This window comes from uncultured Hymenobacter sp., assembly GCF_964243305.1.
In the GTDB taxonomy this organism is placed as follows: Bacteria; Bacteroidota; Bacteroidia; order Cytophagales; family Hymenobacteraceae; genus Hymenobacter.
The window spans coordinates 25,140-47,320 of sequence record NZ_CAXTEF010000021.1 but is presented as its reverse complement, the minus strand read 5'-3'; the positions used below and the strand labels follow the sequence as shown (position 1 = coordinate 47,320).

The following is a 22,181-nucleotide window of genomic DNA, read 5'->3' as shown; positions in this document are numbered from 1 at the left end:
CGACGCTGTCAACTGGCTTTTTTTATCCTGCAATGCCATTATCAGTAAGGATTCCAATAGTGCGCCTCGCTACCTGCTTTGAGCTGCAAAATTGATTGGCTGGTAAGATAGCCGCTTATTTTTGGTTTATGCAAGGCTTTGCATAGCCAACCTGAAGGTTTCTACCCCCCCTTCCATTTTCTCATGCGGTTACCTTCCGCCGGCGTCCTTAGCTGTTCTAATTCCCATCCTGCGCGGTTAAGCAAACCCGACGGTTAATTCAACGTATTCGCTGCCCCTGCTGCTACTTAGCCCGTCGCGGAGCGAAGTCCAAATCCCTCATTCCTGCTTGCTTTTCCGGGCCCGGCCGACCCTGGCTTGCTTCCGCGACGAGGCGCGCACGAGCAGTTGCGGCTCCAGCATTACGGATTACGGTTCCGGCAACTGGGCTTTGGCTAGTATCAGCTTCACCCGCCGTTGCGCCGCCGTTGACAGCAGCCTGCTGCAGAAGTTCGACTTTGCCTATTTCGACTTTGCTTATAAAGACTCCGCGGCGTTACCAGACACTCAACCTTATCTGGTCCGGTGCGACGAAACCCAGCCCATCGTGACGGTGAAATTCACCGGCGTTTAGGCGCAACTCACCAGGACCTGGCACTGGCACGTGTTAGGCTCCAGTGGGCTAAACAGCCTTGTGCAAGCTGCAACCAGTGCTCCTTAGCAGGTATGACGCGCCTGGCTCTAAAAGGCACCCCTTTGGAGCCGCATCAATTTAGTGAGCGGGCTTTGTATGGCCTGGCTGGCTCCAGGTTGGGCTACTGCGATGGCCGGGCGAAGCGGCTCCGGCGTAAGGGATTCGGCAGGGGCTGGTTAGTGGGCCCCGCCAGCCCCCCTGATTCCCGATAAGCCCGGTACCGTTCCGGCTCCAGGCGGCGGCGGTCCACGAAGTAAAGCCCCGCCTGAAAGCCCCGGCGCCGCACCCAGCCATTAATCAGAAACGCATGCGTGCGCTCCAGCGTGCAAAAGCTGCGCGTCGACACGCCGTAGGTGCCCTGAAAGTAGCGCCCGGGTTCCAGTGGCGGGCGCACAATCTTCTCCGTCTCGCCGTGCCGCAGCCGCTCCATATCCGGTACCCAGGCGCCGGTGATGATGTTCACGGCGGGGTAGGGCGAGGGATTGCCCCACATCACCTTGCGACCAGCCCCATTAACGTTAGCAAACCAGGGCAGGTGCGACATGACAAAGGCCGAGAAGTAAGCGAACTCCACTGGGTCGTAGTGCCGCTCGCGAAAGACGAGCGTCACTTCCCGCTGCTCTACCCGCACGAGCCGGCGCAGCTCGCGCCGGAACTGCGGATCAGCTAGGTAGTGCATGGCCTCGGCGAAGTGGTTGAAAAGCAGGGTCAGGCCATTGTAGTGGACGGCCCCGTGCAGGTAGTTAATGGCATGGGGCATGCGCCGGGTAGGACCATGCGGGATTTCGGGCGTGGCCCCCGATTTCTTCACCATCGCGGCCAGGAACTTGCCAATCTTGCTCACGATAACCTCGTCGGGCTCGGGCTGGTAGTCAGGCTGCGCCCAGTGCCGACCCACGGGGGTGCGAAACACCACGTTGCGGGGCCAGATGGGCAAGTGGTCCTGCGGGGCCAAACCCGTGACCCAGGGGTGGTCAGCGGCGAGCAGACCAGCCCGCATTTTATGCACCGAGAGCAGGCGCAGGACTTGAAAGCCGCCGCCGGTGTTGTGGAGCAGATTGCCGCGCACAATGTTTTGGCTCAAAAAGAGCACTTCCTTCAGGCGGGCGCGCTTGCTGGGCGGCAGGGGCGGCTGGCTGGCAGGTGAGGGGATGCGAGCAGCAGTGACCATTAACAAGAAAGAGAGCGAAAAGGATGGAAAACAGCTGAATGCGTGGCCGGGCGCACCCCAGGCACCAGCGCACCTGAGCAGGGTAGCCAACGGTTGGTGCGGAGTTGGTGACGGGCAAAGAGCGTGCCCCGGCGCGCAATGAGCACACCAGGGGCGGCCGCCGCCTCGTTGGCAGTAGCCTAGGCGACTAGCGTCGGCCCTACCGCGTCGTAGATGACGACTTTTTCCCAGTAGCGCGCGTAGTGGCGCCGAAACTCGTCGTGAATCGGGTGCTGCTGATAGCTTAGCTCATCGGCGGCACTCTCAAACAAGCACAGCCACGAGTAGGTATAAGTACGCTCAATGACAGCGCGGTCAGTCCCCGCCGGCGTGCCGATATGCGCCAGCTTGATCGTCGGAATGCTCCGTAGTTTATGCAGTCCTTCCAGCAGCTGGCCGCGGTCGGCGTCGCTGGCCGCGGCGTTCGTGTAAAACAAGACGTGGTGTACGAAGACTTCAGTAGGAACGCTCATGGGGCAAGGAATAGCTGCGGGAGGAAACTAGCACGGGCTCAGCGGCGCAAAACATCGCCGGCGGGGGCAAAATACGTCGGTGGCGGCTGACCGTGCGCTCTTAAGGTGGGCACCAACCGTGGTGCAGCGTCCTTAGCAAGCCCAAAGGCTAGTTGCACAGGCCGGGCCGTTGGCGCGAGGCGACCACTTCCTTCCAGAAGGAGGCCCTTACTAAATGGTTTCATCGCTGGTGTTTCCAGCGCGTAGAGACGCTTTTTGAGAGACTTTTTCGGCTAGCCTTTATTGGAGTACCTTCGGAACATGACGACCGTCGCTCTGTGTGTCCGCATCTCAACCAAGGACAAAGGGCAGAGCACCGAGAATCAGTTGCCCGAGCTGCGGCGTTTTGCGCAAGCGCACGGCTACACGGTCTACGCAGGAGTGGAGCAGGAGTCCGGCGGCACGGGCCACCGCTCGGATTTTCAAGCCTTTTTTGCCGATGCGCACCGGCGGTTCGATTTAGAAGTTATCCAAATAGGTAGTTGTGCCTGGTGATTTGCGCACAAGCAAAATGGAGCATGGCCAGGCGGTTCTCGGGCTATTTGGCCCGGCGGATGAGCAGGTACCGAAAGCGGTTGAGCCACGAATGGGGACGCTCCACGACCCAGCGGCGGGCTTGCTGGTCCGCCTGTTTGGCTTGGGCTTCCTGACTCCGGGACCGAATGTGGGCCGTGTAGCCCAGGGCGGCCAGCGTGTTACGTACTTGTTTCGGGTCATAGCCCGCGTCCAGGCGCCGGCCCTGCTCGTCCCCACTCGCCCGGTGGGCCTGCCGGGCGGCTTCAGCGACGGGGCCAACCGGGCCAGCGTGCTGTCAAGCAGCAGAGCGGAGCAGAGATGTGATATGCTGGGGCAGATAGTCAGCTACTCACCCTGGCGCTTCAGTCGCGAAGAGCTGTTGCCGCGTGCGAAGCTCAGCCTGCGTTCGATGAGTTCAGCTTACTGCTCCAACGAATCGACCTCTGACTAGCTAGCCTTGAGGGCCGCTAGGGGAGAAATTCAAAAAGTCAATCTGTACCCTATACTGTACTCCAGGTACGAAAAAACCCTTTCTACAGCTTGTAGAGAGGGTTTTTAGTGGTCGCGCTAGGATTGCCCGCCCGCGTACCCCTGTCATAAGATGTACCTAAATGTTGCTTGGCCGGCCTAGAAACTACCAAACCCGCGCGTCCTTATTCATCAGCTGACACTCGTTTACAGCGAATCTGCCACTCAAACTGCCTCTCTTATGCCGCGTGCCGGCGCATCCCCGGCGACTTGGTGACGAAGGCCTTGAGCAGCTCCAGCGTGTCGACGCCTACGTACTGGTTGAACGCTTTTTCCGTGGTGTGGCCCGTGGTCTGCATCACCGTGCGCGCCGGCACGCCCTGGTAGAGCTTGAGGGTAACGAAGGTTTTGCGGCCCAGCTTCGTGCTCAGCGAGAGGCGGCGGATGCCGGCCAGCTGCTGCACGAGCTTGAGGGCGTCGTTGACGTGGCTGCACGTGGGCAGCAGCAGCCCCTGCGGGGCGCGGCCATCGTAGCGGGCTACCAGCGCCACGAGGTGAAACAGCTCGTCATCGTAGTAGGGGATGTAGCAGTCGTGCTGATTCTTGCCGGCCCGGATTTTAATGACCTGGCCCTTAATGTGCTGCCAGCCCAGGCGCTCGGCGTCGCTGATGCGCAGGCCGGTGTAGCAGCAGAGCAAAAATTTGTCGCGGGCCAGCTCCAGCGTAGCCGCCCACTGCTGAAAGCTGGCCTGCTGCGGCAGCAGGCCCTTGGCCCGCTGCTGCCCGCGCAGCTCGACCAGGCGCGTGGCCATATCGGCCGAGCAAAAGTCGAGGGCTTGCAGCCCGCGCAGCTCGGCTTCGGTGAGCGCGTCCACGCCCACGTACTCGGTAGGGGCCTGAAACTTGCGGTATTTGATGTTGACGGCCAAGTCCTTTTCCTGCTCGCACCATTCCAGAAAGGCTCCCAGCCGGCTGATGTGCTTGCCGAAGGTGTTAAGCTTTTGCCCCAGGTGCTCCCGCTCGTAGCGGTAGAAGTCGTGGTAGAAGCCCTGGTCCATGTTGGCCAGGCTCAGCTCCCGCGGCCAGAACTGCGCAAACTCCACGAACCGGCTTCGGGTCGAGTGCAGGGCCCGGATGTAGGTTTCCGAGATGGGCAGGTGGGTGCGCGGATTGAAGCGCAGGCGGTACTGCTCGATCCACTCGCTCATCAGCGCCAGGAAGCCCGCCGACTCGGGGGCAGTTGTCGGCTCGGCTGCGGCAGGGGTAGGGGAGGCTTCGGCCAGGGCCAGCGACCTGAGCACGGCCGCGCGCAGCTCGACCAGAGGCAGGCGGCGAAACTCTTTGCGGGCAGTTTCCTGGGCCTCGCCGGCGGCCTCCGTGGCGCGGTTCAGGCGGGGGTTGATGCTGCTGTGGGCCGTGCCGTTGATGGTTTTAAGTAGCTGCGTTTCTGCATCCCAGTGCGCCGGCAGCACCGTGGCCCCCGTTCCGACGCGCACCCGGTTACCCTCCCACGTAATGGTAAGCTGAATCGGGGCCTGCCCGTCGGCGTTGAGCTGGTCCAGGCGCAGCTGCCGGCTGATTTTCATCAGACTATTTAGTTAACTATTTATTCGTGTTGCGTTTGATACGGTCTAACTCTCCCAAAATTCTGCCCTCCGAAGTTTTAATGCTGTTAACATCTTGCTGTAAGGCATTCAGCTTATTTCCTGTGATGACTTGATTGTTGAGAACAACCTTTTGCTTTTCAAGCAACTCTTGCATCATGTTTCTTAATGTGTTGTATTGCTGGTCAGTCATGATTTGTAGCTTTAATGCGAGTTTATGTAGTTTAAACTTCTGGCGTTGATTTAGAAGGTTTCAGTATATCTGTCACAGCGGATTTTAGATTTTGCGCTGTATCAGACATGCTCTTTGCGGTCTGAGCAATGTGCTCGGACTTGAGTGAAATGGGTTCAACAGATTTGCCTAGTACTGGCGGCGAGTAGATGCGTTGAATGGTATCGACAAGCATTTTCACCCGCTCATTTACTTCTCCTGTGCCAATCATGTCAGCATATGACGTAACCGTGCGGGAAACGGCAGCTTTGAAGGCATACTCTTCTTGGATATTCCGCTCTTTGGTGTACTGAGATTGGCAGAAAAATACAAGAATAAACGCGGGAGCAGTACGGACTATATTAGCCACCATGATAGCCCAGTTGATGCCATTCTGGCTTTGAATTGGGCTAATAAAGAAAATTGCGACAATCCAACAGATAGCAAGAAGCACGACCCATAGGCTTGCCGTACGCCACCAGTCAACTCGACTGCTTACTGCTTTTTCTCGGTCGTTGAAGGCTGTAGCCAAGCGACCATCGGCTGCATGGCCAATAAGCCGCATAATTTCTTTCTCTTGAGCAAGTATATTTTGCTCTTTTTCACGAGCAGAATCAATTAGCCCATCAAAACTTTCGCTTTGCACGTTAAGATCTTGTAATTGTTGCGAAAACTGATGCGTTAAATGGTCAATATGTGACTCTAATTCATGGAAAGTTTTGCGGTCTTGTGCTATCTTTTTACGTGATGCTTCCAGCGTTTTGTCGGATTGCTCTAACAACGTTGATATTTTACCGTTACCTACAGCAGCTTGTTTTTCAGACTCTTGGACAGAGGACAGTAATATTTTTAGGGAATCAAGATTTTCATCAAGGTCTGTGAACTGCTTTTCTTTTAAAAGCTGGAATTCGTTGATTGACTGCGTTTTCTCCTCAAGACGCTTGTGTGCCTCACTGGCTTCGTTCAGGCCATTTTTGAGTTGTTGAATCAATAACCCTACCTCCGTTTGCGCTTCGCTCAATGCTAGCTCATCAGGACTGTGGACACGTGCTTCGGCGCGGTCCCAAAATCCGTGGTGCATCTCATACCTAACTACGAAAAGTAGTTCAGGTAACCAATTTGTGAAGGAATCCTCGTCTAGAAGTGAGGAATGTATAAAACTTATTTGGTCTTCTAATTTTGCAACGTTCTGCTTAGCACCAGTTAGATTGATCGCTGGGTCAGACACTTCATTGGGTAAGAGCTTCCAGTTATCTGTCTGGAGCTGGTTTAAAAGTTGTTTAACAGCCCGTTTGAGCATATTGATTACCTCAGGCAGGCTGAACTGTTCGAGTTCTTCTAATTTTAAATTATTGTATTGCTTGGCAGCTAGTGCCTCGATGTCCAGTGCTTGAATATGTTCGCAGGCGTCAACACATTCGTTCCTCTCTTTAGCTGTCATGCTAATTATGCTAAGTAATAAAAGACTATTTATTGTGCAGATTCTTTGATACGTCTTAGCACTTCCTCATATGATTGTGCCACAAGGACTGTATGACTGTTGACATCCACTCCAGCGAAATATTTTATTACCGTAATTTTTGTAATGCTATTACGCTGAGTGACGCCAGCAATATTATGGAGCGGGATGAGCATCGGAATAGAATCTCCCTGAATCGTGACTTCAATGAAGCCCTTAATAGCATTGACTGGTTTTGCCATAGTTATTGTGCTTCACTAATAAGACGAGCTACATCCTCAAAGCTCTCTTTTATATGTAACTCATGCGAGCCCATATGCTGCACATAAGGAGAATTTATCAAAAGGAGTAAGCAGTTTTCGCCCGTTGGTCGAACGGTCGAGATGTTATGAAGGCCAATCAACAAATGTTCGTCTCGTATCGATGTGAGACGGATAAAGCCTTTGATGCCGGTAGTGGGTTTTGCCACAGATCAGAGTCGTTTAGTGGTTCAGTTCAGTCGATTGTAGCTGCCGCACAGAACCCTAGAGTTTCGGTTCACTCAAGTCATCCAGCCGGATGTAGCAGGCATAATCCTCCAGGTCGGCCGAACTAGTGAAGGTGCGCAGCCGCAGCACCTTGTAGTGCTCCAGCTCGAGGTACACCTCGCAGAAGAAGCCGTCATCCATTTGGTAGAGCGCCACGCCATCCTCCTCTTCCCAGCGCCGGGCCAGGAACGTGCCTTCCTGCCACACCAGCGGCAGCTGCTGCTCGAAGGACAAGGCGCGGAAGGCGTAGTGGGAGTGGGGCATTTTTTTTAGGGTTGGGTTAGAAATCGCTGGGGTCTTTGCCCGCCTTGACGCTCATCGCGGTTTGCAACTCACTCACTAGGCGCCGGGCGTCGCGGTCGGCGTCGCGGCGAACCTCGTCCCACTGTTTTTTACCCCCCATTACCATTACTTCCCCGTTGGGGCGCTCTAGGGGACCGCCCGATACGAAATTCTTGAGGCCCGGCGCGTCGTGGCTTAGGTCGGTGAGAACGTACTTATAGCGGCCGTCCTTCAAGTAGATAGTGAGGGTATGGCGCACATACCCGGCGTCATAGCCTCGCACCATCACTCGCGTGGTGCCCTTGCCTACCAGTCGGCCAGCTTCCTTGTCCTGCATCTGAATCACGTCGTTGGCCGAGCGGTAGGCCTTGGCCAGCCACTCGTGGGCGCGCACATAGAGTTGGTCTTTGGTCAGGCCCGGCACGTCCACGACGCCCTGATAGGTGATTTGGTGGGTCGTCTCATCAAAGGGTAAGGCCGTGCCATCGAGCAGCGCCGCCGAGGTAAACGGGGCATCCGAGGCCCGTAGGCGGGCACTGGGCGCCAGATACAGAAAGCCCTGCCGCTTCACTACGAGCCAGCGTGGCGAAAACTGGCCTACCACCGTCGCTTCCTCATTGGCTGGCAGGTGGGTTGAAGGGGATTTGAGCGTATCGGCCACATTGCGATAAAGCGGCGCTCGCTCCGGGCCCACGCGGTAGGTTTTGGGCGGCGCAGTTGCCATTAGCTTCTGGGCAGTAGCAGTGAGGGAGAAAAGGAGGGGTAGAACAAGTAGAGTTGATTTCATTGATTAATTGATAATTGAGGACGGTTATAGCTGGCGCGTGGCCGGTTTAGGATTTCCGTTTGGGGGCGGGCGGCCTGCCGCTCAAGGCATGGGCTGGCCGAGGCTGACGTGCTCGTAGTTGAGTGATGATAAGCTCCTTGGTGGCCAGCGTCTCCAGTGTCTGGTCGCGCTCGTCGGCCAGTTCGCGGCACCGGCGCCGGGTGGTGGCCAGTTCCTGGGCCAAGGCGGGTGCGGTGAGGGCCCGCGCCTCGGCCAACTGGGCTTGCAGCTCCTGGCACTGCTGCTGGCACGCAGCTAGCACGGCCGCGTGCGGCGGCCCATCCATCTCGGGAAGGAAGTAGCTCAGCGGCAGCCCCAGCACGGCCGAGGCCTTGCGCAGCCAGCTCACGTCAAAGCTTTCCTTCAGACAGACCTTGTCCAGCCCTGACCGGCTCACCTGCATAGCGGCGGCGGCTTGCTCAAAGGTGAGCGGGGAAGCCTGGATGGCATCTTTTAGGCGCTGGCCGAGCATGTTAGTTGGGGCGGTTGTAGCTGGCGCGCAGCAGGGTGATGGTTTCGCTCTGGCTCTCGACCAGCGCCTGAGTTAGGGCCAACTCCCGCCGGCAGGCGGCCAGGTCGGCGGCCAACTCCTGCGAGGGGGCCTTGCTGGTCTTAATCTTCTGGGTGTTGCCGTTGCCAGCTTGGTTGTAAGTGCCAGATTGAGTAGTGGCCCCTGGCACATCATCCTCGAAGAAATATGTGAGGGGCAGATTTAGCAATGCCGCCGCCTTTTTCAAATATGAAACCTCAAAACTCTCTTTTTTGAAGAGCCTGTACAGATTCGTCTCACTGATTCCCATATATGATGCAGCATCAGATATGGGAATGTCAGCATTTTTTATAGCTTTTTGAAGAATATGACCCAACATTGTAAAAATGATGTCATTTTTGCCCTCACACATTTGTGAATAATTGGCAAATGTGTTAGTATTGCATCGTTATCACACCTCAAAGATGAAAAGACGGCTGTGATTTTCAAAATAAAGCCCGCCAAAACAGGAATAACATGGAGCCAGTCAACCGCCTTTCTGAGATTTTCGGCAAGCTAGGGCTGCACCAGCCCCGACTGACCGATGTACAATTAGAGAAATGGGGCATGAGCGCGAAGCGCTTCACACAGCTCTTTCGAAACAAAGGCAATCAGCCTATCACGGTAACAGAAGCCCGCGTTCTGCGCTCGTGGTTAGAGGAAAACTTCAAAGGGACACATATCTATCTTTTTGAAGATGACATACCGGCTCACATGAAGCAGAAGGGTCAGCAACAGCTTCAACTCTCCTAATCTCGTGGAGCCGCTTCTTACCCCCCCGGCCGCGCCGAAAGGCCCGCACAACCTAGCCGGCCCGCTCGCGGCGTGGCTGCGCCGCATGGGCTTTCTTGTCACTGAGCAGGGCGGCGTGGCGCCCACGTCGCTGGAAGCGGCCTGGCGAGGCCCCGATGACACCCTCTACCGGGTGAGCTACGCCTTCGTGCCGGGCGAGGGGGGCATTTTTCAGCTCCTGGGCCAGCTGGATGCACGCGGAATGATGCACGCGGGCCTCGTGCATAAGGCGCAGGTCAACCGCCAGCGCGAGGCGCGCTTCCTGCTGCTCAGCAACGTCTACTACGCCGAGGCCCGCCGCGCCGCGCTGGCTTCCGGCGCGCTGCTGCCCGCCCACCTTCAGCCTGTAGAGCCATGAACGTGGAGCTGCTCACCCCCGCCGATTTGGCCCGCTTCGGCCAGCAGTGGCTCGCCCAGGTGGCCGAGCTGCTGGCCCAGCAGCCCGGCCCCCACGCAGGCGACCTGCTCGATACCAACCAGGTGGCCGCCTACACCGGCTTTGACCGCCGCGTGGTCAAGTCCTGGTACACCGAGGGCCGCTTCGAGAAGCACGGCAGCGGCAAGCGCATCTGGCTGCCGGTGCATGATTTCGGGCAGGGCCTGCGCTTCAAGCGCGCCGACGTGGACGCCTACGCCCAAGGGCTGGGCGTGACCGTACGGCCGCAGCTGCTGAGCAGCGCGGAGCCGCCGCCGAAAGGCAAGCCTACCCGCCACAAGAAATCGCCCCCGCAGCCCTCCGAAAAGGCCCTGCGCGTGGCCTGACGCCCTGATTCTCCCATTTCAGTTCACCTAACCCTTTTTCATCTCACCCCCATGTTGATTCCCTCCCTCACGCTCGATGACTTCGCGTCGCTGAGCCTCTCGGACCACCTGGCCGCCCTTCGCGCCTACCGCCACCGCCTGGCCGCCCTGCGCGCCCGCCTGGCCCTCACCACCGATTTCGCCGAAGCCGACGCGCTCAGCACCGAGTGCGGCCGCGTGCACACGCTCAGCAAGCTGCACGCCCAGCGCGTGCAGGAGCTGCGCCCGCGCGCAGCCCAGCGCCGCGCCACCACGGCCCTTCTGGACGGATTCGCCTACCTGCAAACCGCTGCCTAACCCCATGCAAACCATCAACTTATATACCTCCGTGCCGGCCAGCGCCGAGGTGCTGCGCGCCGCCCGCCACCTAGTCGCGGCATCTGGCCGCCCCGTGCAGGTGCGCCCGCTGGCCGAACTGCCGCCCCCGGCGCCGGCTGGCTCGCGCTGCCGCTGGCTCCTGGAAGATGATGAGCCGACCGGCCCCGCGCCGGCCAGCCAGCAGGAAGGAGGGTCGCAGCGATGAGCCGGGAAGTTACGCTCACGCCGCTGCGCGATTACTCGCGCCAGGAACTCGGGGTCGGCAACCCGGCGCTTTTCCTCTTTGATGAGGAAGGCCGCAAGCAGGATAAGGAGCTGATGCAACTCAGCATTGCGCTGCGCACGGCCGAGGCCCTGGAGCGGCAGAACGAGCTGCTGGAGGCGCAGCTGGCGCCGTCTGATGAGCGCCCGGTCCGCTTCACGCTGAGCCTGGCCGAGTCCAAGCAGCAGCGCTTCCGCGAGTTGGTCGGCAAGTTCGGCCAGGACAGCGTCCTGAAGCAGTTCGCCCGCATCGTTGACGTGCGCGAAAACCAGTATTTCACGGTCGAGGTGGCCACGGTAGACGACATTTTCTACCTGGGCATGGACTGGGAAGAGCAGCGCCACCGGCAGGAAGGAGGGCTGGGTGATGGCTGAGGTAACTATCAAAACCCTTGATTTCAGCGCCATGACCGAGTCCAACCAACTCGCCGTAGCCAAGACCATCAAGGATGAAATGGAGCAGCGCACGGGCATCCAAACCAAAGGCGTGCACGAATGGGTGCGCGTCATGCTGCTGGCGTGCGTGAAGCTGGAAATCGACTATTCAATTCGGAAAATGAATGTCGAGGCCAACAGCAAGCAGGTGCTCGAAATCCTGACGCGGGAGTACCTGCTGGTCGGGCTAAAGAAAGGAGGGGTGGCGGAGTAGCTAACGAACCATCACTCTTTTTCCCTTCGGCTAACGAAGCCGGCGCGCCACCTGTGGAAGGGTAGGGGAGACCCCTCTAGCGCGCAGATGCCAGCTCGACACTGGCCGGGAAAACCAATTACCTATCCATTCCCTACCCCTTTTCCTCTCTATGTATCGACCAGCTTTTACTCCTAAGCTCCGCATCAACTACCTCCAGACCTGGCAGCAGCTCACGCGCTTTTTCCGCAACCCGGCCCCCATTCGGCCGGCCGCGCCGCCCGTCCACCTGGCCGAGCACCTGGGCTCGCCGCTCAAGGCCGGCAATCCCGGCCTCAAGGGCAACGTGCTGCACACGATGAAGGAGATTCTCACCATTTTCCTGGCCCAGTGGCGCCAGGCTCCCCGGCCCATCAACCTGGCCATCCAGACTACCCGCAGCAGCCTGGCCAAGCGCTGCCAGAACCTGGACCCCAAGACTGCTTACCGTCACATCCTGACCCTGATTGAGCACGGCTTCCTGCGGGGCAAGGTGCACGTGCGCGGCGGCCTGCAACTGCTGCTTTGCCCTGACCTCATCGTCTTCGACGCGGTCCCAGCCGTGGTGCAGGCCGCGGGACTAGCCTCCCGGCCCGCCCAGGCGCCCGAATTGCCCCTGGTCACCCCGGAGCAGGGCCTGGCCGCCCTGCGCGCCCTGGCCCAAAATTTCGCTAACCTGGGCCGGCGGCCTACTTAAAAAACTCAAAGCGGGCATTTTGGGTGGCTTTATAGGATGAAGACCTCCCAAGAAAGCTATGAAGCATAGGAACGTCGGTTTTCGGACGTTTTCTCCACAGCCCCAGGGTGCATAAGCCAGGGCTGGCTAGAAAAAAAAGCAGGGGGGCCGCAGCGCGCGGCCGGTTTTACACCCTGGCTACCGCCTCCCGGCGCGTGGGTAGGGGCCGCTTTACCCAAAAATTAAAAAAACGTGTCATCACCGCTTCCGCTTTCTGCCAAAGCGGCCCGCGCGGCCGACAAGCAGGTGTCGCTGCTGCACCTGATGGCCCGCCTGGGCCACCGGCAACTGGGTCATTCCGCCGGCGGCAACCATTTCTTCATCTCGCCCTTCCGGCCCGACGAGCAAACGCCTTCCTTCGTGGTAAGCGAGCATAAAAACGTGTGGGCCGACTTCGGCATGGCCCCGGACCCCGGCCAAAAAGCCGCCGGCGGCGACGTACTCAAGCTCGTGATGCTGCTAACGGGCTTTGCCCTGCCGCAGGCCCGCCAGGTGCTGCGGTCCTGGGCGGCCGACCTGGCCACGCCCCAGGAGCTGGCGGGCCTGCCGCCCGTGCCCAAGGGCCGGCAGATTAGCAGCGGCCGGCTCACGTTCGAGGACGTGCGCACCGAGCCCTTGCAGTGGGCGGCGCTGACTCAGTACCTGACGGGCCGCGGCATCGACTGGGGCCTGGTGCAGCGCAGCCAGCGGCTGCTGGCCCACTTGCAGCAGATATTCTACCGCCCCGCCGGCAGCACCCGCGAGAAGCCGTACTTCGGGCTGGGCTGGAAGACCGCGGCTGGCTGGGAGGTGCGCAGCCCGAAGTTCCAGGGCACCATCGGCGGCAAGGGCCTGACCTGGCTGCCGGGCCGCGAGCCGGGCGTGGTGGTGTTCGAGGGCTTCATGGACTACCTCAGCGCCCTGACCTACTACAAGCGGCCGTACTTCAACAGCACGGTGCTGGTGCTCAACTCGGTGAGCCTGCTCATGGAGTCGCTGCCGCAGCTGCTGGAGGCGCCCGTGGTGCACTGGTTCGGCGACAACGACGCGGCCGGCGAGCGGGCGCTGCGCCTGCTGCGCCAGGCCCTGCCGGCCGGCCGCGTGCAGGCCCATAACGAACTGTACCGCGGCTACAAGGACTTCAACGACTTCCTCACCAAAACCCCGCCCAGCAAGCCCCTGCCCCCCCGGCGGGCCGAGCCGAGCAAGCTCAGCCAGACGGCCAGCTACTGGCTCTGGGCCGTGTTCCAGGAGCGGGCGCCGGGCACGCCGGCGGCGGCGGGCATTCAGCGCAAATGCACCTTCTACTCCTACACCAACGATGCGGCCGGGCTGGAGTACCTGCGGGTGCTGCGCAACCGCCTGGGCGAGCAACTGGCCTACTATCGAATTTGCGAACGCACTCACGGCCGCCAGTACAGGATTCTGGAATGGGCCGGCTACTATCAGCCCGTGCCGGTCACCGCCTCTTAACATGCCGCTCGACTACTTCAAATACCCCAAGCGCTGGCGCAAGGAAGTGCGGCCCCGCATCCTGGCCCGCGACGGCAACCGCTGCCGCTGTTGCCGGGTGGAAAATCACGCCGGCGGCTACCGCGACTCGGCCGGCCGCTTCCACGAGCTGGCCGAGGGCGCCGCCCCGCCGGCTGGTTTCCGGTTCCTGCGCATCTTGCTCAACGTCGTGCACCTCGACCACTCGCTGGTAGACCACTCCGATGCCAACCTGGGTCTGATGTGCCAGCAGTGCCACGTGCGCTATGACAAGCCCGTGACGGCCGCGCAGGCGGCGGCCACGACCAAATACCCCGGTGCCGCGCAGGTGCTGGATTTATTCCACCCTGAACCACTGCCTGCCCCATGAGCACTTATACTACCGACGAAACCGGCAAGACCATCACGGCCTACCCCCTGCAATGGCCCGTGCAGTTTCCGCGCACAAGTCAGCGGTCCAGCGCGACCTTTAAGACCCTGCTGGGCAACGCCTTAAAAGGCCTCTACGACGAGCTGCGGCAGCTGGGCGCCACCGGCGTCATCGTCAGCTCTAACCTGCCAGTGAAGGCCAATGGGCAGCCATACGCTCAGAAGGTCGGCATCACGGACCCCGGCGTAGCGGTGTACTTCACGTACCTCGACGGGCAGCGCGTGCTGGCCTCGGACAAGTGGGCGGCCATCGAGCACAACGTGCAGGCCCTGCGCAAAACTGTGGAAGCTCTGCGCGGGCTCGACCGCTGGGGGTGTAGTGATATTTTGCGCGGCACCTTTAGCGGGCTGCTGGCCCTGGCGCCGGCCCGCACGGGGGCGCCCAATGCCGACGAGCCCTGGCCAGCCGTGTTGGGCCTGCCGCCCACCGCCAGTGAGGGCGACATCCGCACCGCGGCGCGGCGCCTGCTCGGAGCCGCCGGCCGCGACGCCACGCTGAGCGAGGCGGGAAAAGAGCAGCAGCAGGAGCGCATCATCTTAGCCCGCGGCAAAGCCTTGGCTGCGCTTTCCAAATGACCCACGCAGAAATCCTTGCTCGCCTCGAATTTTTGGCCGCTGACAACGCCCAGATGCGCATTGCCATCCCTCAGCTCATTGACGAGGATGAGTACGCAAACGCCAAGGTGCTCAGGGGCTGTATCCAAGCCAATAATGCGGAAGCCCGCAGCTTAAAAAAGCGCTTAAAAGATGAAGCTGCCGCTCCTTGACCAGCTCGTGCCGCTGCACCGCGGCGAGGCCTTCGTCGTGGCGCACGCCATCGGCCGCTACCTGGCCGAGGCCATCAGCCGGCCCGACTACGCTCAGAAGCTCTACTGGCAGGAGGCGCTGGCCCTGACGCCCCTGGAGCTGCTGCGCCGCCGGCTGCTGCGGCGCCACGAGTCGGAGAGCTGGCAGGCCCTGCGCCCTGGGCGAGCGGCCAGGCCGCGGCTGCTGCGGGTACCCTACGCCGAGCTGGTGGCGCTGCGCGAGTTTCAAACCTCGCTGCAAAGCATCGTAGGGGGCGAGCAGCTGCCGGCGGTGCTGGGCAAGTTTCACCAGAAGTCGCTGAATCTGGAGCGCTTCATCAAGTTCTCCGGCTGAGAGTGTACTGTTTTAAGTGTTGCCGCAAAACACCCCCCAAACGAGCCCGCCGGTGCCGTTTTTCACGCTGAAAAACCGGGCTGCGAAAACCACCTGCTTAATATGACCCAGCCGCCCGAGGCGCCTACCCCCGTCGTGCTCTTCGCCCGCGTCTCCTCCGAGGCCCAGGACTTCGGCCGTCAGCTCGTGGACCTGCAACGTCATGCGGAGCGCGGCGGCCAGCAGGTCGTGGCCACGATTGCCGAGAAGCTCAGCGGCTCGCGCCGCAGCCGCAGCCGGCGGCCCGACCTGGATGAGCTGCTGGCGCTGGCCCGAACCGGGCGCATCAAAGAGGTGCTGGTCACCGAGCTGAGCCGCCTGGGGCGCCGGGCCCGCGAGACGCGCAAAATCGTCGAGGAGCTGGCCGACCTGGGCGTGTCGGTCTTCGCCCTCAACATTCAGCTCGGCTCGCTGCTGCCGGGTGGCAAGCCCAACCCCATTGCCCGGCTGGTGATGACGGTGCTCATGGAGGTGGACGAGATGGAAACCGAGCGCACCAGCCACCGCATCCGCTCCGGCCAGGCCAAAGCCTACGCCGAGGGGGCGCAAAAGGGCCGCCCGGTCGGCACGACCCAGGGCGACGAGGCCTTGCTAAAGAAATGGGACAAAGTGGCTAAATTGTTGCGTAGAGATATTAGCATTCGTGAGGCGATGGGAATCGCTAAGTGCTCCAAGTTCACGGTGCAGAAGGTACGGGCCGCGCTGGTCCGGCGCGGTGAGCTGAGCCCCCTGGCGGCCCCGCCAGAGGCGTCCTAGTACCGGCCACCCCACCCCGCTAGATTTGAAGCACTCCTACTTCTTTACCCCCCCCGTGAGCAAAGCCCCGGCATTCGCCATTCCCATGCGGCCGCATGTGAAACAGTACTTTTTAAAGGAGTTCGGCCCCGAGCCGCTTCAGATTCACCAGAACACCTTCCTGGGCCGCATGGTGGCCATGAACGTGGAAAAGCAGCCCTACCGGCAGCTGCACCGCGTGGTGGCCCCGTCCGAGCAGGCCAGCTACCGCCTGACCCTGCCCACGGCCCTGAAGCACTACGTGCTCACGCTCGAGTCGCTGCGGGAGATGGGCGAGACGCTCGACAAGTTTTTCCAGCAGCAGCTGATTCTCTTCGTCAAGGGCCAGATTGCCGTCACGGGCAACGAGCGCGCCGCGCTGCGCTCCTTTTTCAAGCTCTACGAAATTAACCCCTCCGACTACGACCTGGAGGCCGCGCGCAAGGTGTTCCGCGACTACAAGGACAAGGTGCTCAAGGCCAACGGCCACTTCGCTATGCTCTACGGCGAGCAGGCCGAAGAATTATTCTCCGACTACGCCGCGGCCGACTAATGTGCGCTAACCCGAATACGCTGCCCGCCTTCATCGACTACTTCCGCCGGCTGGCCGCCGAGCACGTCGAGCTGCAGAGCTTCGTGCACGGCGCGGCCGGGCGCATCATCAGCGGCAGCCGCTCGGGCATTACCTACCCCTGCCTGTGGCTGGAGACGCCCACGCTGGCCCTGAGCGAGAAAGACGGCACCGCCCCCCTGGGCCGCCGCCACTGCGCCTTCGTGGTGCTGCTGGGGGTGCCCACCGATGACTACGAGGCCCAGGACGCGGGCTGGGCGCTAACCGAAGGCCTGGCCCTGGACGTGCTCAGCCGCATGGTGCGCGACCGCAAGGCGCGCCAGTTCAGTTTTTCGCTTAATGAGCACCCCCTGGAGCCCGTGGCCACGCTCACCGTGGACAACGAAATCGGCTGGCGCCTGGAGTTCACGCTGGAGCAGTACGTGCCGCTGCCCTACCAGGAAAGCCGCTGGCAGGCCCAGCCCGCGCAGGAAGGAGTGGTAGCGCCGTGATTCTACTGCTGCAAGCTTACTCCGAGCCCCAGAACTACGTTGATGAGAACGACGACCGTATTTACGGCACCCGCTACCGCAGCGACACGTACCACTTTGACGAGGTAACCGAAACCGTCGGCCACGGCGTGGGCACCTATGATTCGTTTCAGGACCAGAACTCGCCCGACCAGTACGCTTTCAGCTACGAGGGGGAGTTTTTCGGTAAGTGCGAGGGCACCACGCGCCTGAGCTACGTGCACGATGGCTTTGGCGGCTTCACGGTGGAGCCCCAGGCCAACAGCCTCAGCTGCGGCTTCGTGCCGGCCGAGCCGCCCACGTGTGAGCTGGTGGTAAGCTACGAGCTGACCGCCACGGCCGTCGGCGCCGACCTGCTCGCCCAGGCCCAGGCGGCCCACGGGGCGGTGCAGTACCGCCTCGACGGCGGCCCGGCGCAGCTCAGCCCGCGCTTCTACAACTTGGCCCCCGGCCGCCACGTGCTCCAGGCCCAGGACATGGGCGTGAGCAGCTGCGCCCGCACGGTGGAGGTACTCGTGGCCGCGCCGCCGCCGGCGGCCGCGCCCGCGGGCCCGCCCGCCGGCATCGACCTGGCCTTGCAGCCCATCTGGTATTCGGTTTCGGCGCCGGCGGGCGCCCAGGTCGTGCTTCACCTCTACGCCGAGAGCCGGCGCGGCCTGGCGGACTTTAGCCTGGTGATGAGCTTGCGGCGGCAGGCCGACCACCTCGGCCGCGTCAATTTCCGCCTCGACCCGCTGCTGGCCCCGCTGCTGCGCGCCTTCGCCCCGCCGGCCGCATCTGCGCGGGTCGTGGACTGCTCCACGCAACTGCTGGGCTACTTCGTGCGCACGGCCGTGGTGCCGGCGCCGGGCCGCCCGGCGGCCTTCGTCAACGGCCCGCTGCGCATAGCCCTGCGCGGGGCGCTGCCGGCCGAGCTGCGCGACGTCGACTATTTTCAGTACCGGCTCGCCCGGCCCGATGGGGTGCCGTTCCTGAGCTGGCAGCCCGGTCCGGGCAAGACCATTACCGCCGTCCAGCCGGAGTGGCTGTTCTGGCTCGTGCCGCCCGGCGCGCCGGGCGCGGTGGAAGTGCGCTGCCACTATGCCGGCGCGGAGCTGCTGCCGGCCACGGAAACCGAGCTGGTATATATCGTGGAAGGGCAGCTGCTGGCCATTCCCGTGCGCCCGCGCGGCGCGGGCACCACCGTCGTGGTGCGCCTGTACTCCGAGCAGGGCGTGGCGCTCAGCGCCGAAGCCCGCTATGAGGTGGTGGCCGCCACGGAGCGCAGCCGCTACCTGCTCTTCACCAACTCGCTCGGCGGCTTCGACACGCTGCGCACCGAGGGCCGGCTCGAAGCCGTGCTCGAAGTGGCCGCTGACCGCGCCGAGCTGCCCTTCCTACCCCCCGGCAGCGGGTCCGGGCCGGCGCCCGCGGCCGAGCGCTTCACGTTCGACGTGAGTGCGCAGCGCAAGCTCAAGCTGGCCACGGGCTGGCTCACGGCAGCCGAGCTGCGCTGGCTCCAGGAGCTGATGCTCGCCCGCGAAGTGTGGGAGTGGCAGCCGGCCGGCGGCCGGCTGCTGCCGCTGGACTTGACCAGGCGCCAGCTGCTCTTCGAGTCGGATACCGACGCGCTGCGCGGCGTGGTGCTGGAATTCGATTACGCGTTCGTGCCTGGCGCCTACGCTTCCCTGCGCTAGAAGCGCGCTACTCAGCAGTGCGCTGCTGCTGTTCACCTGTAGCTTGTAGCTTACCTCATGCTCGAACTCTCTTCCGCCGGCCGGCCGGTCGCGCTCAGCCCCGGCACCAGCCTGCAGCTGGAGCTGAACTCACCGCTCTTTGACGAGGAAGTGGTGCGCGGCTCGTTCGCGTACTCGTTCAGCATCCCGGCCTTCCCCAACGGCCCGCTCTACGGCTTTCCCGAACGCCTCGACGCCGACCAGCCGCCCGGCGCCGAGCTGCCGGCCGAGCTGCGCCTGGACGGGCTGCCCCTGCTGCTGGGTACGCAGCGGGTGCGCTCGGCCGGCGAGAAAAAGTACAGCGTGAGCCTGAATGGTACGCTCGGCGGATTAGCCGCGGCCCTGAGTAGGCGGGCCATTCCTTCCTTCGAGTACGGTGGCCTGCGCCAGATGCCCCCGGCTCAGCCCTACGGGGGCGGGGAGGTGGGCGGCCTGCTCCAGGTGCCGGGCTGGGTACTGCACGCCAACGAGGTGGTGCGCCACCCCGAGAGCTACGACTACGTGTTTGCCCCGGTTCGGGTGGATAATTTCTACGAGCCCGCCCCGGCCGCAACCGACCCGCCGCCGGCGGCCGTGCCGCCCATCGTGCTTAACCCCTGGGTGGCCAACTCCAACGCCGCCAACGCCTACGGGCTGCCCGCCGGCGGCACGTTCACGCCCAACGGCTTCATTGGCTACCAGCGGGTGCGGCTGACGCTGCCCAACATTTTCGGCAGTGGAGGCCTGGGTACGGTGCAGCCCACCACGCCCTCGGGCGAGACGATTGTCCTGCCGGTCTTCGGGCAGCTGGCCTGCCCCTTCCCGCGGCTGCGCTACGTGCTGCGCTGCATCTTCGAGGAAAGCGGACAGCGCCTCGACGAGCCGCGGTTTCTACCCGGCGAGCTAGGGGAGCTGGTCATTGTCAGCCCCCACAATGCCCTCAGTGGCCGGCCCGACCCGGCCGGCGTTCTGCAAAGCAGCTTTCGCCTGGCGGACGCCCTGCCCGACGTGAGCGTAGCGCAGCTGCTGCTGGCCCTGCGCCGCGGCCTGGGCGTAGTAGTGGATACCGACCCGGCCACGGGCCTGGTGTACACGCGCTACCTGCACGAGCTGGTGGCCACGCCGGCGGCGGAAGCCGACGACTGGACCGGGCGCCTGGCCGGCCCGGCCGAGGTGGAGATTGCCGGCGCGTCGGCCCTGAAGCTGGTTTATGAAACCGACCCCGACGACGCCTTGACCAAGGACTTGCTGCAGCAGGCGCCCGACCCGGCCACGCTCGGACCAGCCGTGGACACGCTGGCCGAACTGCCCCGCGTGGGCTTGGTCGGCTTGCCGCCCGAAACCCGGCTCGTGCGGCAGGCGGGCGCCTACTACCGGAGCCGCGCCACCTACTCCGCCGCTTCTACGACGGAGCTAAGCTGGTTTTTCCTGGCCGAGCAGCTCGATGGCGTCCAAGTAGGGGGCGCCGGCGGCCCGGAGCAGGCCCAGGGCTTCGCCTTCACGCAATTGGGGCGGGCTCCGTTTCAACTCGACCCGGCGAATGCCTACCAGCTGGACCCGAGGGCTACCGAGTTCATGGAAGTACCGGCCATGCGGCGGCCGGGCTTCGAGCCGGGCAACCTGGACCCGACGGCTCCGGGACGGCCCACGGCCCTGCGGCTGCTGTTCTGGCGCGGCCTGCAGCCGGCCAGCGACGGCACCAGCCTTTATCCCTTGCTTACCCCCTTGCACACCAACCAGGCCGGGCAGACGGTTGGTCAGCTGAGCCTGCGCCTGAGCGGGCCGGCCGGCACCTACGTCCAGCTGCTGCGCGGCTGGCTGGAGGTGCAGCGCCGGGGCGTGGTAGTGAAGCAGGCGCTGCGCCTGAGTTCACTCGATTTGGGCCGGCTCGACCTGAGCCGCAAGGTGCGCCTCGACGGCGTGGAATACTTCGTGCGCAAGCTCTCGCCCACGGTGCCGCTGCGCAAACCCGTTGGGGCCGAACTGGTACGTGCCTCGTAGCAGCAGGTTTCTTTTTTCAAAAAAAAGAGTTGCCGCCAGGGGCCCAGGATTTGCCACTTGTGGCCCAGGCCCGGTCCGCTCCGCTCCGCCCGCATCCGGCACCAGCCGGCAATTGCCGCCGCTGGCTCTTGGTTAGCTCCCGCCCGGCTCCGCTTCGGCTCCGGCCTACGCGCCGGTGCGCGCGCGAAGCTTCTTGGGAGCATGAAAGTATTTTTAGAGGTGCGGCGCGCGGCGTCGGCCAATGGCTGCACTATCGGGGAGCTGTCGCTCAACGGCAAGTTTTTTTGCTACACGCTCGAAGACGAGGTACGGGGGCCCAAGGCCACCAAGGTGCCCGGCCGCACGGCCATCGGCGCCGGCACCTACCCCGTCACGCTCAGCATCAGCCGGCGCTTCAAGCAGCTCATGCCGCTGCTCGGGGCGGTGCCTGGCTTCGCGGGCGTGCGCATCCACGCCGGCAACACGAGCGCCGACACGCTGGGCTGCCTGCTCATCGGGCTGGCCAAGCTGCCCAGCAACACCAAGATTTACCGCTCGCGGGAAGCTTTTGAGCAGCTGATGAGCGAGCTGGTGAAGTATTCGAGCATCGAGCTGACCATCCGCTAGTGCTGGCGCCGCGCTCCATACCGCCCACTTACTGCCCCAACATCGGGGGCTTGTCGCTGGGCGCCCTGCGCCTGTGGCCGGCCGCGAACGTGCGCCGCTACCCGGCGCCGGCAGGGGGGCGCATCAGCCAGGCGCTGGAGCTGCTCGATTCCCGGCAGTACGCCGACGTGTACTTCCTGGATGGCTCGGCCGGCTACGACGAGGAGCCCGGCGAAAACGAGCAGGGCCTGTTTTATAAAGCCAAGCTGGTGCTGCTGGTGCCGGCGGACGCGCCGGACGTGAGCCAGGCCGTAGCCACGCTGGCGGGCGGGCGCTACCTCGTCGCCTTCCAGGATGGCAACGGCCGCACCAAGCTGGCTGGTACGCCTGAGTGGCCGCTGCGCCTGCTCGTGGGGACCGAAACCGGCAAGCGCCCCACCGACCGCAACGCCCTGCAATTTTCCTTCGCCGGCGAGCTGCCCGTGCGGGCCCCCTTTTACCTGGAGCAGGAAATCAACCGGCCGGCCACCCGCCGCGCCTGGTCGGCCGGCTTCTCCCTGGACTTTAGCTGATACCT

32 protein-coding genes and 1 pseudogene are annotated in these 22,181 nt (G+C 62.5%); 22 read left to right on the top strand and 11 right to left on the bottom strand.

What is annotated here, in order from left to right; genetic code table 11:
• Nucleotides 1–328 precede the first annotated feature (328 nt).
• Nucleotides 329–613 (top strand): hypothetical protein, encoded by a 285-nt coding sequence (locus tag ACFE70_RS12935; protein ID WP_375418172.1) that lies wholly within the window; start codon nucleotides 329–331, stop codon nucleotides 611–613.
• 181 nt (nucleotides 614–794) lie between these two features.
• Here the strand turns inward: ACFE70_RS12935 and ACFE70_RS12930 are convergent, their stop codons facing one another.
• Both ACFE70_RS12930 and ACFE70_RS12925 read right to left on the bottom strand, forming a co-directional pair.
• Nucleotides 795–1,844 carry a hypothetical protein gene (locus tag ACFE70_RS12930; RefSeq protein ID WP_375418171.1) on the bottom strand — a complete coding sequence of 350 codons (1,050 nt, stop codon included), beginning with the start codon at nucleotides 1,842–1,844 and terminating at the stop codon, nucleotides 795–797.
• A gap of 179 nt (nucleotides 1,845–2,023) precedes the next feature.
• Nucleotides 2,024–2,356: a Dabb family protein gene (locus ACFE70_RS12925; protein ID WP_375418170.1), complete on the bottom strand. Its 333-nt coding sequence runs from the start codon at nucleotides 2,354–2,356 to the stop codon at nucleotides 2,024–2,026.
• 300 nt (nucleotides 2,357–2,656) lie between these two features.
• Between ACFE70_RS12925 and ACFE70_RS12920 the strand changes: the two genes are divergently transcribed.
• Entirely contained in the window at nucleotides 2,657–2,890 is a 234-nt protein-coding gene (locus ACFE70_RS12920; RefSeq protein WP_375418169.1) for a recombinase family protein, read from the top strand.
• Nucleotides 2,891–2,936: 46 nt separating this feature from the next.
• On the opposite strand, the pseudogene ACFE70_RS12915 reads toward ACFE70_RS12920, so the two are convergent.
• From ACFE70_RS12915 to ACFE70_RS12875, 9 genes and pseudogenes are all read right to left on the bottom strand, one after another.
• Nucleotides 2,937–3,137, bottom strand: a pseudogene (locus ACFE70_RS12915) (transposase); the annotation flags it as partial.
• 481 nt (nucleotides 3,138–3,618) lie between these two features.
• Complete coding sequence (locus ACFE70_RS12910; RefSeq protein ID WP_375418168.1) at nucleotides 3,619–4,965, bottom strand: tyrosine-type recombinase/integrase; 1,347 nt, start codon at nucleotides 4,963–4,965, stop codon at nucleotides 3,619–3,621.
• 16 nt (nucleotides 4,966–4,981) lie between these two features.
• Nucleotides 4,982–5,176: a hypothetical protein gene (locus tag ACFE70_RS12905; RefSeq protein ID WP_375418167.1), complete on the bottom strand. Its 195-nt coding sequence runs from the start codon at nucleotides 5,174–5,176 to the stop codon at nucleotides 4,982–4,984.
• 31 nt (nucleotides 5,177–5,207) lie between these two features.
• The gene (locus ACFE70_RS12900; RefSeq protein ID WP_375418166.1) at nucleotides 5,208–6,635 is read right to left on the bottom strand and encodes a hypothetical protein; all 1,428 of its coding nucleotides are present in this window, start codon (nucleotides 6,633–6,635) and stop codon (nucleotides 5,208–5,210) included.
• A gap of 29 nt (nucleotides 6,636–6,664) precedes the next feature.
• The gene (locus tag ACFE70_RS12895; RefSeq protein ID WP_375418165.1) at nucleotides 6,665–6,895 is read right to left on the bottom strand and encodes a hypothetical protein; all 231 of its coding nucleotides are present in this window, start codon (nucleotides 6,893–6,895) and stop codon (nucleotides 6,665–6,667) included.
• Between the two features lie 282 nt (nucleotides 6,896–7,177).
• Nucleotides 7,178–7,444: a hypothetical protein gene (locus ACFE70_RS12890; RefSeq protein ID WP_375418164.1), complete on the bottom strand. Its 267-nt coding sequence runs from the start codon at nucleotides 7,442–7,444 to the stop codon at nucleotides 7,178–7,180.
• 16 nt (nucleotides 7,445–7,460) lie between these two features.
• Entirely contained in the window at nucleotides 7,461–8,186 is a 726-nt protein-coding gene (locus tag ACFE70_RS12885; protein ID WP_375418163.1) for a DUF4468 domain-containing protein, read from the bottom strand.
• A 109-nt stretch (nucleotides 8,187–8,295) separates the two neighbouring features.
• The gene (locus tag ACFE70_RS12880) at nucleotides 8,296–8,760 is read right to left on the bottom strand and encodes a hypothetical protein (protein WP_375418162.1); all 465 of its coding nucleotides are present in this window, start codon (nucleotides 8,758–8,760) and stop codon (nucleotides 8,296–8,298) included.
• 1 nt (nucleotide 8,761) lies between these two features.
• On the bottom strand, nucleotides 8,762–9,007 hold the full coding sequence (locus ACFE70_RS12875; protein WP_375418161.1) for a hypothetical protein: 246 nt from the start codon (nucleotides 9,005–9,007) through the stop codon (nucleotides 8,762–8,764).
• A gap of 287 nt (nucleotides 9,008–9,294) precedes the next feature.
• Between ACFE70_RS12875 and ACFE70_RS12870 the strand changes: the two genes are divergently transcribed.
• The 20 genes from ACFE70_RS12870 (at nucleotide 9,295) to ACFE70_RS12775 (ending at nucleotide 22,176) form a co-directional block, all read left to right on the top strand.
• Complete coding sequence (locus tag ACFE70_RS12870) at nucleotides 9,295–9,570, top strand: hypothetical protein (protein ID WP_375418160.1); 276 nt, start codon at nucleotides 9,295–9,297, stop codon at nucleotides 9,568–9,570.
• A gap of 4 nt (nucleotides 9,571–9,574) precedes the next feature.
• The gene (locus ACFE70_RS12865; protein WP_375418159.1) at nucleotides 9,575–9,967 is read left to right on the top strand and encodes a hypothetical protein; all 393 of its coding nucleotides are present in this window, start codon (nucleotides 9,575–9,577) and stop codon (nucleotides 9,965–9,967) included.
• Nucleotides 9,964–10,371 (top strand): helix-turn-helix domain-containing protein, encoded by a 408-nt coding sequence (locus tag ACFE70_RS12860; RefSeq protein WP_375418158.1) that lies wholly within the window; start codon nucleotides 9,964–9,966, stop codon nucleotides 10,369–10,371. Before ACFE70_RS12865 ends, ACFE70_RS12860 begins: the two co-directional genes overlap by 4 nt.
• Before the next feature lie 51 nt (nucleotides 10,372–10,422).
• The gene (locus tag ACFE70_RS12855) at nucleotides 10,423–10,707 is read left to right on the top strand and encodes a hypothetical protein (protein WP_375418157.1); all 285 of its coding nucleotides are present in this window, start codon (nucleotides 10,423–10,425) and stop codon (nucleotides 10,705–10,707) included.
• A 4-nt stretch (nucleotides 10,708–10,711) separates the two neighbouring features.
• Complete coding sequence (locus ACFE70_RS12850; protein ID WP_375418156.1) at nucleotides 10,712–10,933, top strand: hypothetical protein; 222 nt, start codon at nucleotides 10,712–10,714, stop codon at nucleotides 10,931–10,933.
• A complete protein-coding gene (locus ACFE70_RS12845) occupies nucleotides 10,930–11,364 on the top strand; it encodes a hypothetical protein (protein ID WP_375418155.1) in 435 nt (144 codons plus the stop codon). The genes ACFE70_RS12850 and ACFE70_RS12845 overlap by 4 nt, the downstream gene beginning before the upstream one ends.
• 31 nt (nucleotides 11,365–11,395) lie before the next feature.
• Nucleotides 11,396–11,638, top strand: a complete 243-nt coding sequence (locus tag ACFE70_RS12840; RefSeq protein ID WP_375418154.1) for a hypothetical protein — start codon at nucleotides 11,396–11,398, stop codon at nucleotides 11,636–11,638.
• A 151-nt stretch (nucleotides 11,639–11,789) separates the two neighbouring features.
• Nucleotides 11,790–12,353, top strand: a complete 564-nt coding sequence (locus tag ACFE70_RS12835) for a hypothetical protein (protein ID WP_375418153.1) — start codon at nucleotides 11,790–11,792, stop codon at nucleotides 12,351–12,353.
• Between the two features lie 231 nt (nucleotides 12,354–12,584).
• The gene (locus tag ACFE70_RS12830) at nucleotides 12,585–13,844 is read left to right on the top strand and encodes a toprim domain-containing protein (protein ID WP_375418152.1); all 1,260 of its coding nucleotides are present in this window, start codon (nucleotides 12,585–12,587) and stop codon (nucleotides 13,842–13,844) included.
• Between the two features lies 1 nt (nucleotide 13,845).
• Nucleotides 13,846–14,232, top strand: coding sequence for a hypothetical protein (locus ACFE70_RS12825; RefSeq protein WP_375418151.1), 387 nt, complete (start codon nucleotides 13,846–13,848; stop codon nucleotides 14,230–14,232).
• Nucleotides 14,229–14,867 carry a hypothetical protein gene (locus tag ACFE70_RS12820; protein WP_375418150.1) on the top strand — a complete coding sequence of 213 codons (639 nt, stop codon included), beginning with the start codon at nucleotides 14,229–14,231 and terminating at the stop codon, nucleotides 14,865–14,867. The genes ACFE70_RS12825 and ACFE70_RS12820 overlap by 4 nt, the downstream gene beginning before the upstream one ends.
• Nucleotides 14,864–15,058 carry a hypothetical protein gene (locus tag ACFE70_RS12815; protein ID WP_375418149.1) on the top strand — a complete coding sequence of 65 codons (195 nt, stop codon included), beginning with the start codon at nucleotides 14,864–14,866 and terminating at the stop codon, nucleotides 15,056–15,058. The genes ACFE70_RS12820 and ACFE70_RS12815 overlap by 4 nt, the downstream gene beginning before the upstream one ends.
• Complete coding sequence (locus ACFE70_RS12810) at nucleotides 15,039–15,431, top strand: hypothetical protein (RefSeq protein WP_375418148.1); 393 nt, start codon at nucleotides 15,039–15,041, stop codon at nucleotides 15,429–15,431. The genes ACFE70_RS12815 and ACFE70_RS12810 overlap by 20 nt, the downstream gene beginning before the upstream one ends.
• A gap of 102 nt (nucleotides 15,432–15,533) precedes the next feature.
• Nucleotides 15,534–16,226: a recombinase family protein gene (locus ACFE70_RS12805; RefSeq protein WP_375418147.1), complete on the top strand. Its 693-nt coding sequence runs from the start codon at nucleotides 15,534–15,536 to the stop codon at nucleotides 16,224–16,226.
• Between the two features lie 25 nt (nucleotides 16,227–16,251).
• Nucleotides 16,252–16,797 carry a hypothetical protein gene (locus ACFE70_RS12800; RefSeq protein ID WP_375418146.1) on the top strand — a complete coding sequence of 182 codons (546 nt, stop codon included), beginning with the start codon at nucleotides 16,252–16,254 and terminating at the stop codon, nucleotides 16,795–16,797.
• Nucleotides 16,797–17,306, top strand: a complete 510-nt coding sequence (locus ACFE70_RS12795) for a hypothetical protein (protein WP_375418145.1) — start codon at nucleotides 16,797–16,799, stop codon at nucleotides 17,304–17,306. The genes ACFE70_RS12800 and ACFE70_RS12795 overlap by 1 nt, the downstream gene beginning before the upstream one ends.
• The gene (locus ACFE70_RS12790) at nucleotides 17,303–19,000 is read left to right on the top strand and encodes a hypothetical protein (RefSeq protein WP_375418144.1); all 1,698 of its coding nucleotides are present in this window, start codon (nucleotides 17,303–17,305) and stop codon (nucleotides 18,998–19,000) included. The genes ACFE70_RS12795 and ACFE70_RS12790 overlap by 4 nt, the downstream gene beginning before the upstream one ends.
• 57 nt (nucleotides 19,001–19,057) lie before the next feature.
• Entirely contained in the window at nucleotides 19,058–21,019 is a 1,962-nt protein-coding gene (locus ACFE70_RS12785) for a hypothetical protein (protein WP_375418143.1), read from the top strand.
• 201 nt (nucleotides 21,020–21,220) lie between these two features.
• Nucleotides 21,221–21,625 (top strand): DUF5675 family protein, encoded by a 405-nt coding sequence (locus ACFE70_RS12780; protein ID WP_375418142.1) that lies wholly within the window; start codon nucleotides 21,221–21,223, stop codon nucleotides 21,623–21,625.
• The gene (locus ACFE70_RS12775; RefSeq protein WP_375418141.1) at nucleotides 21,625–22,176 is read left to right on the top strand and encodes a hypothetical protein; all 552 of its coding nucleotides are present in this window, start codon (nucleotides 21,625–21,627) and stop codon (nucleotides 22,174–22,176) included. The genes ACFE70_RS12780 and ACFE70_RS12775 overlap by 1 nt, the downstream gene beginning before the upstream one ends.
• The last annotated feature ends 5 nt before the right edge of the window (nucleotides 22,177–22,181 follow it).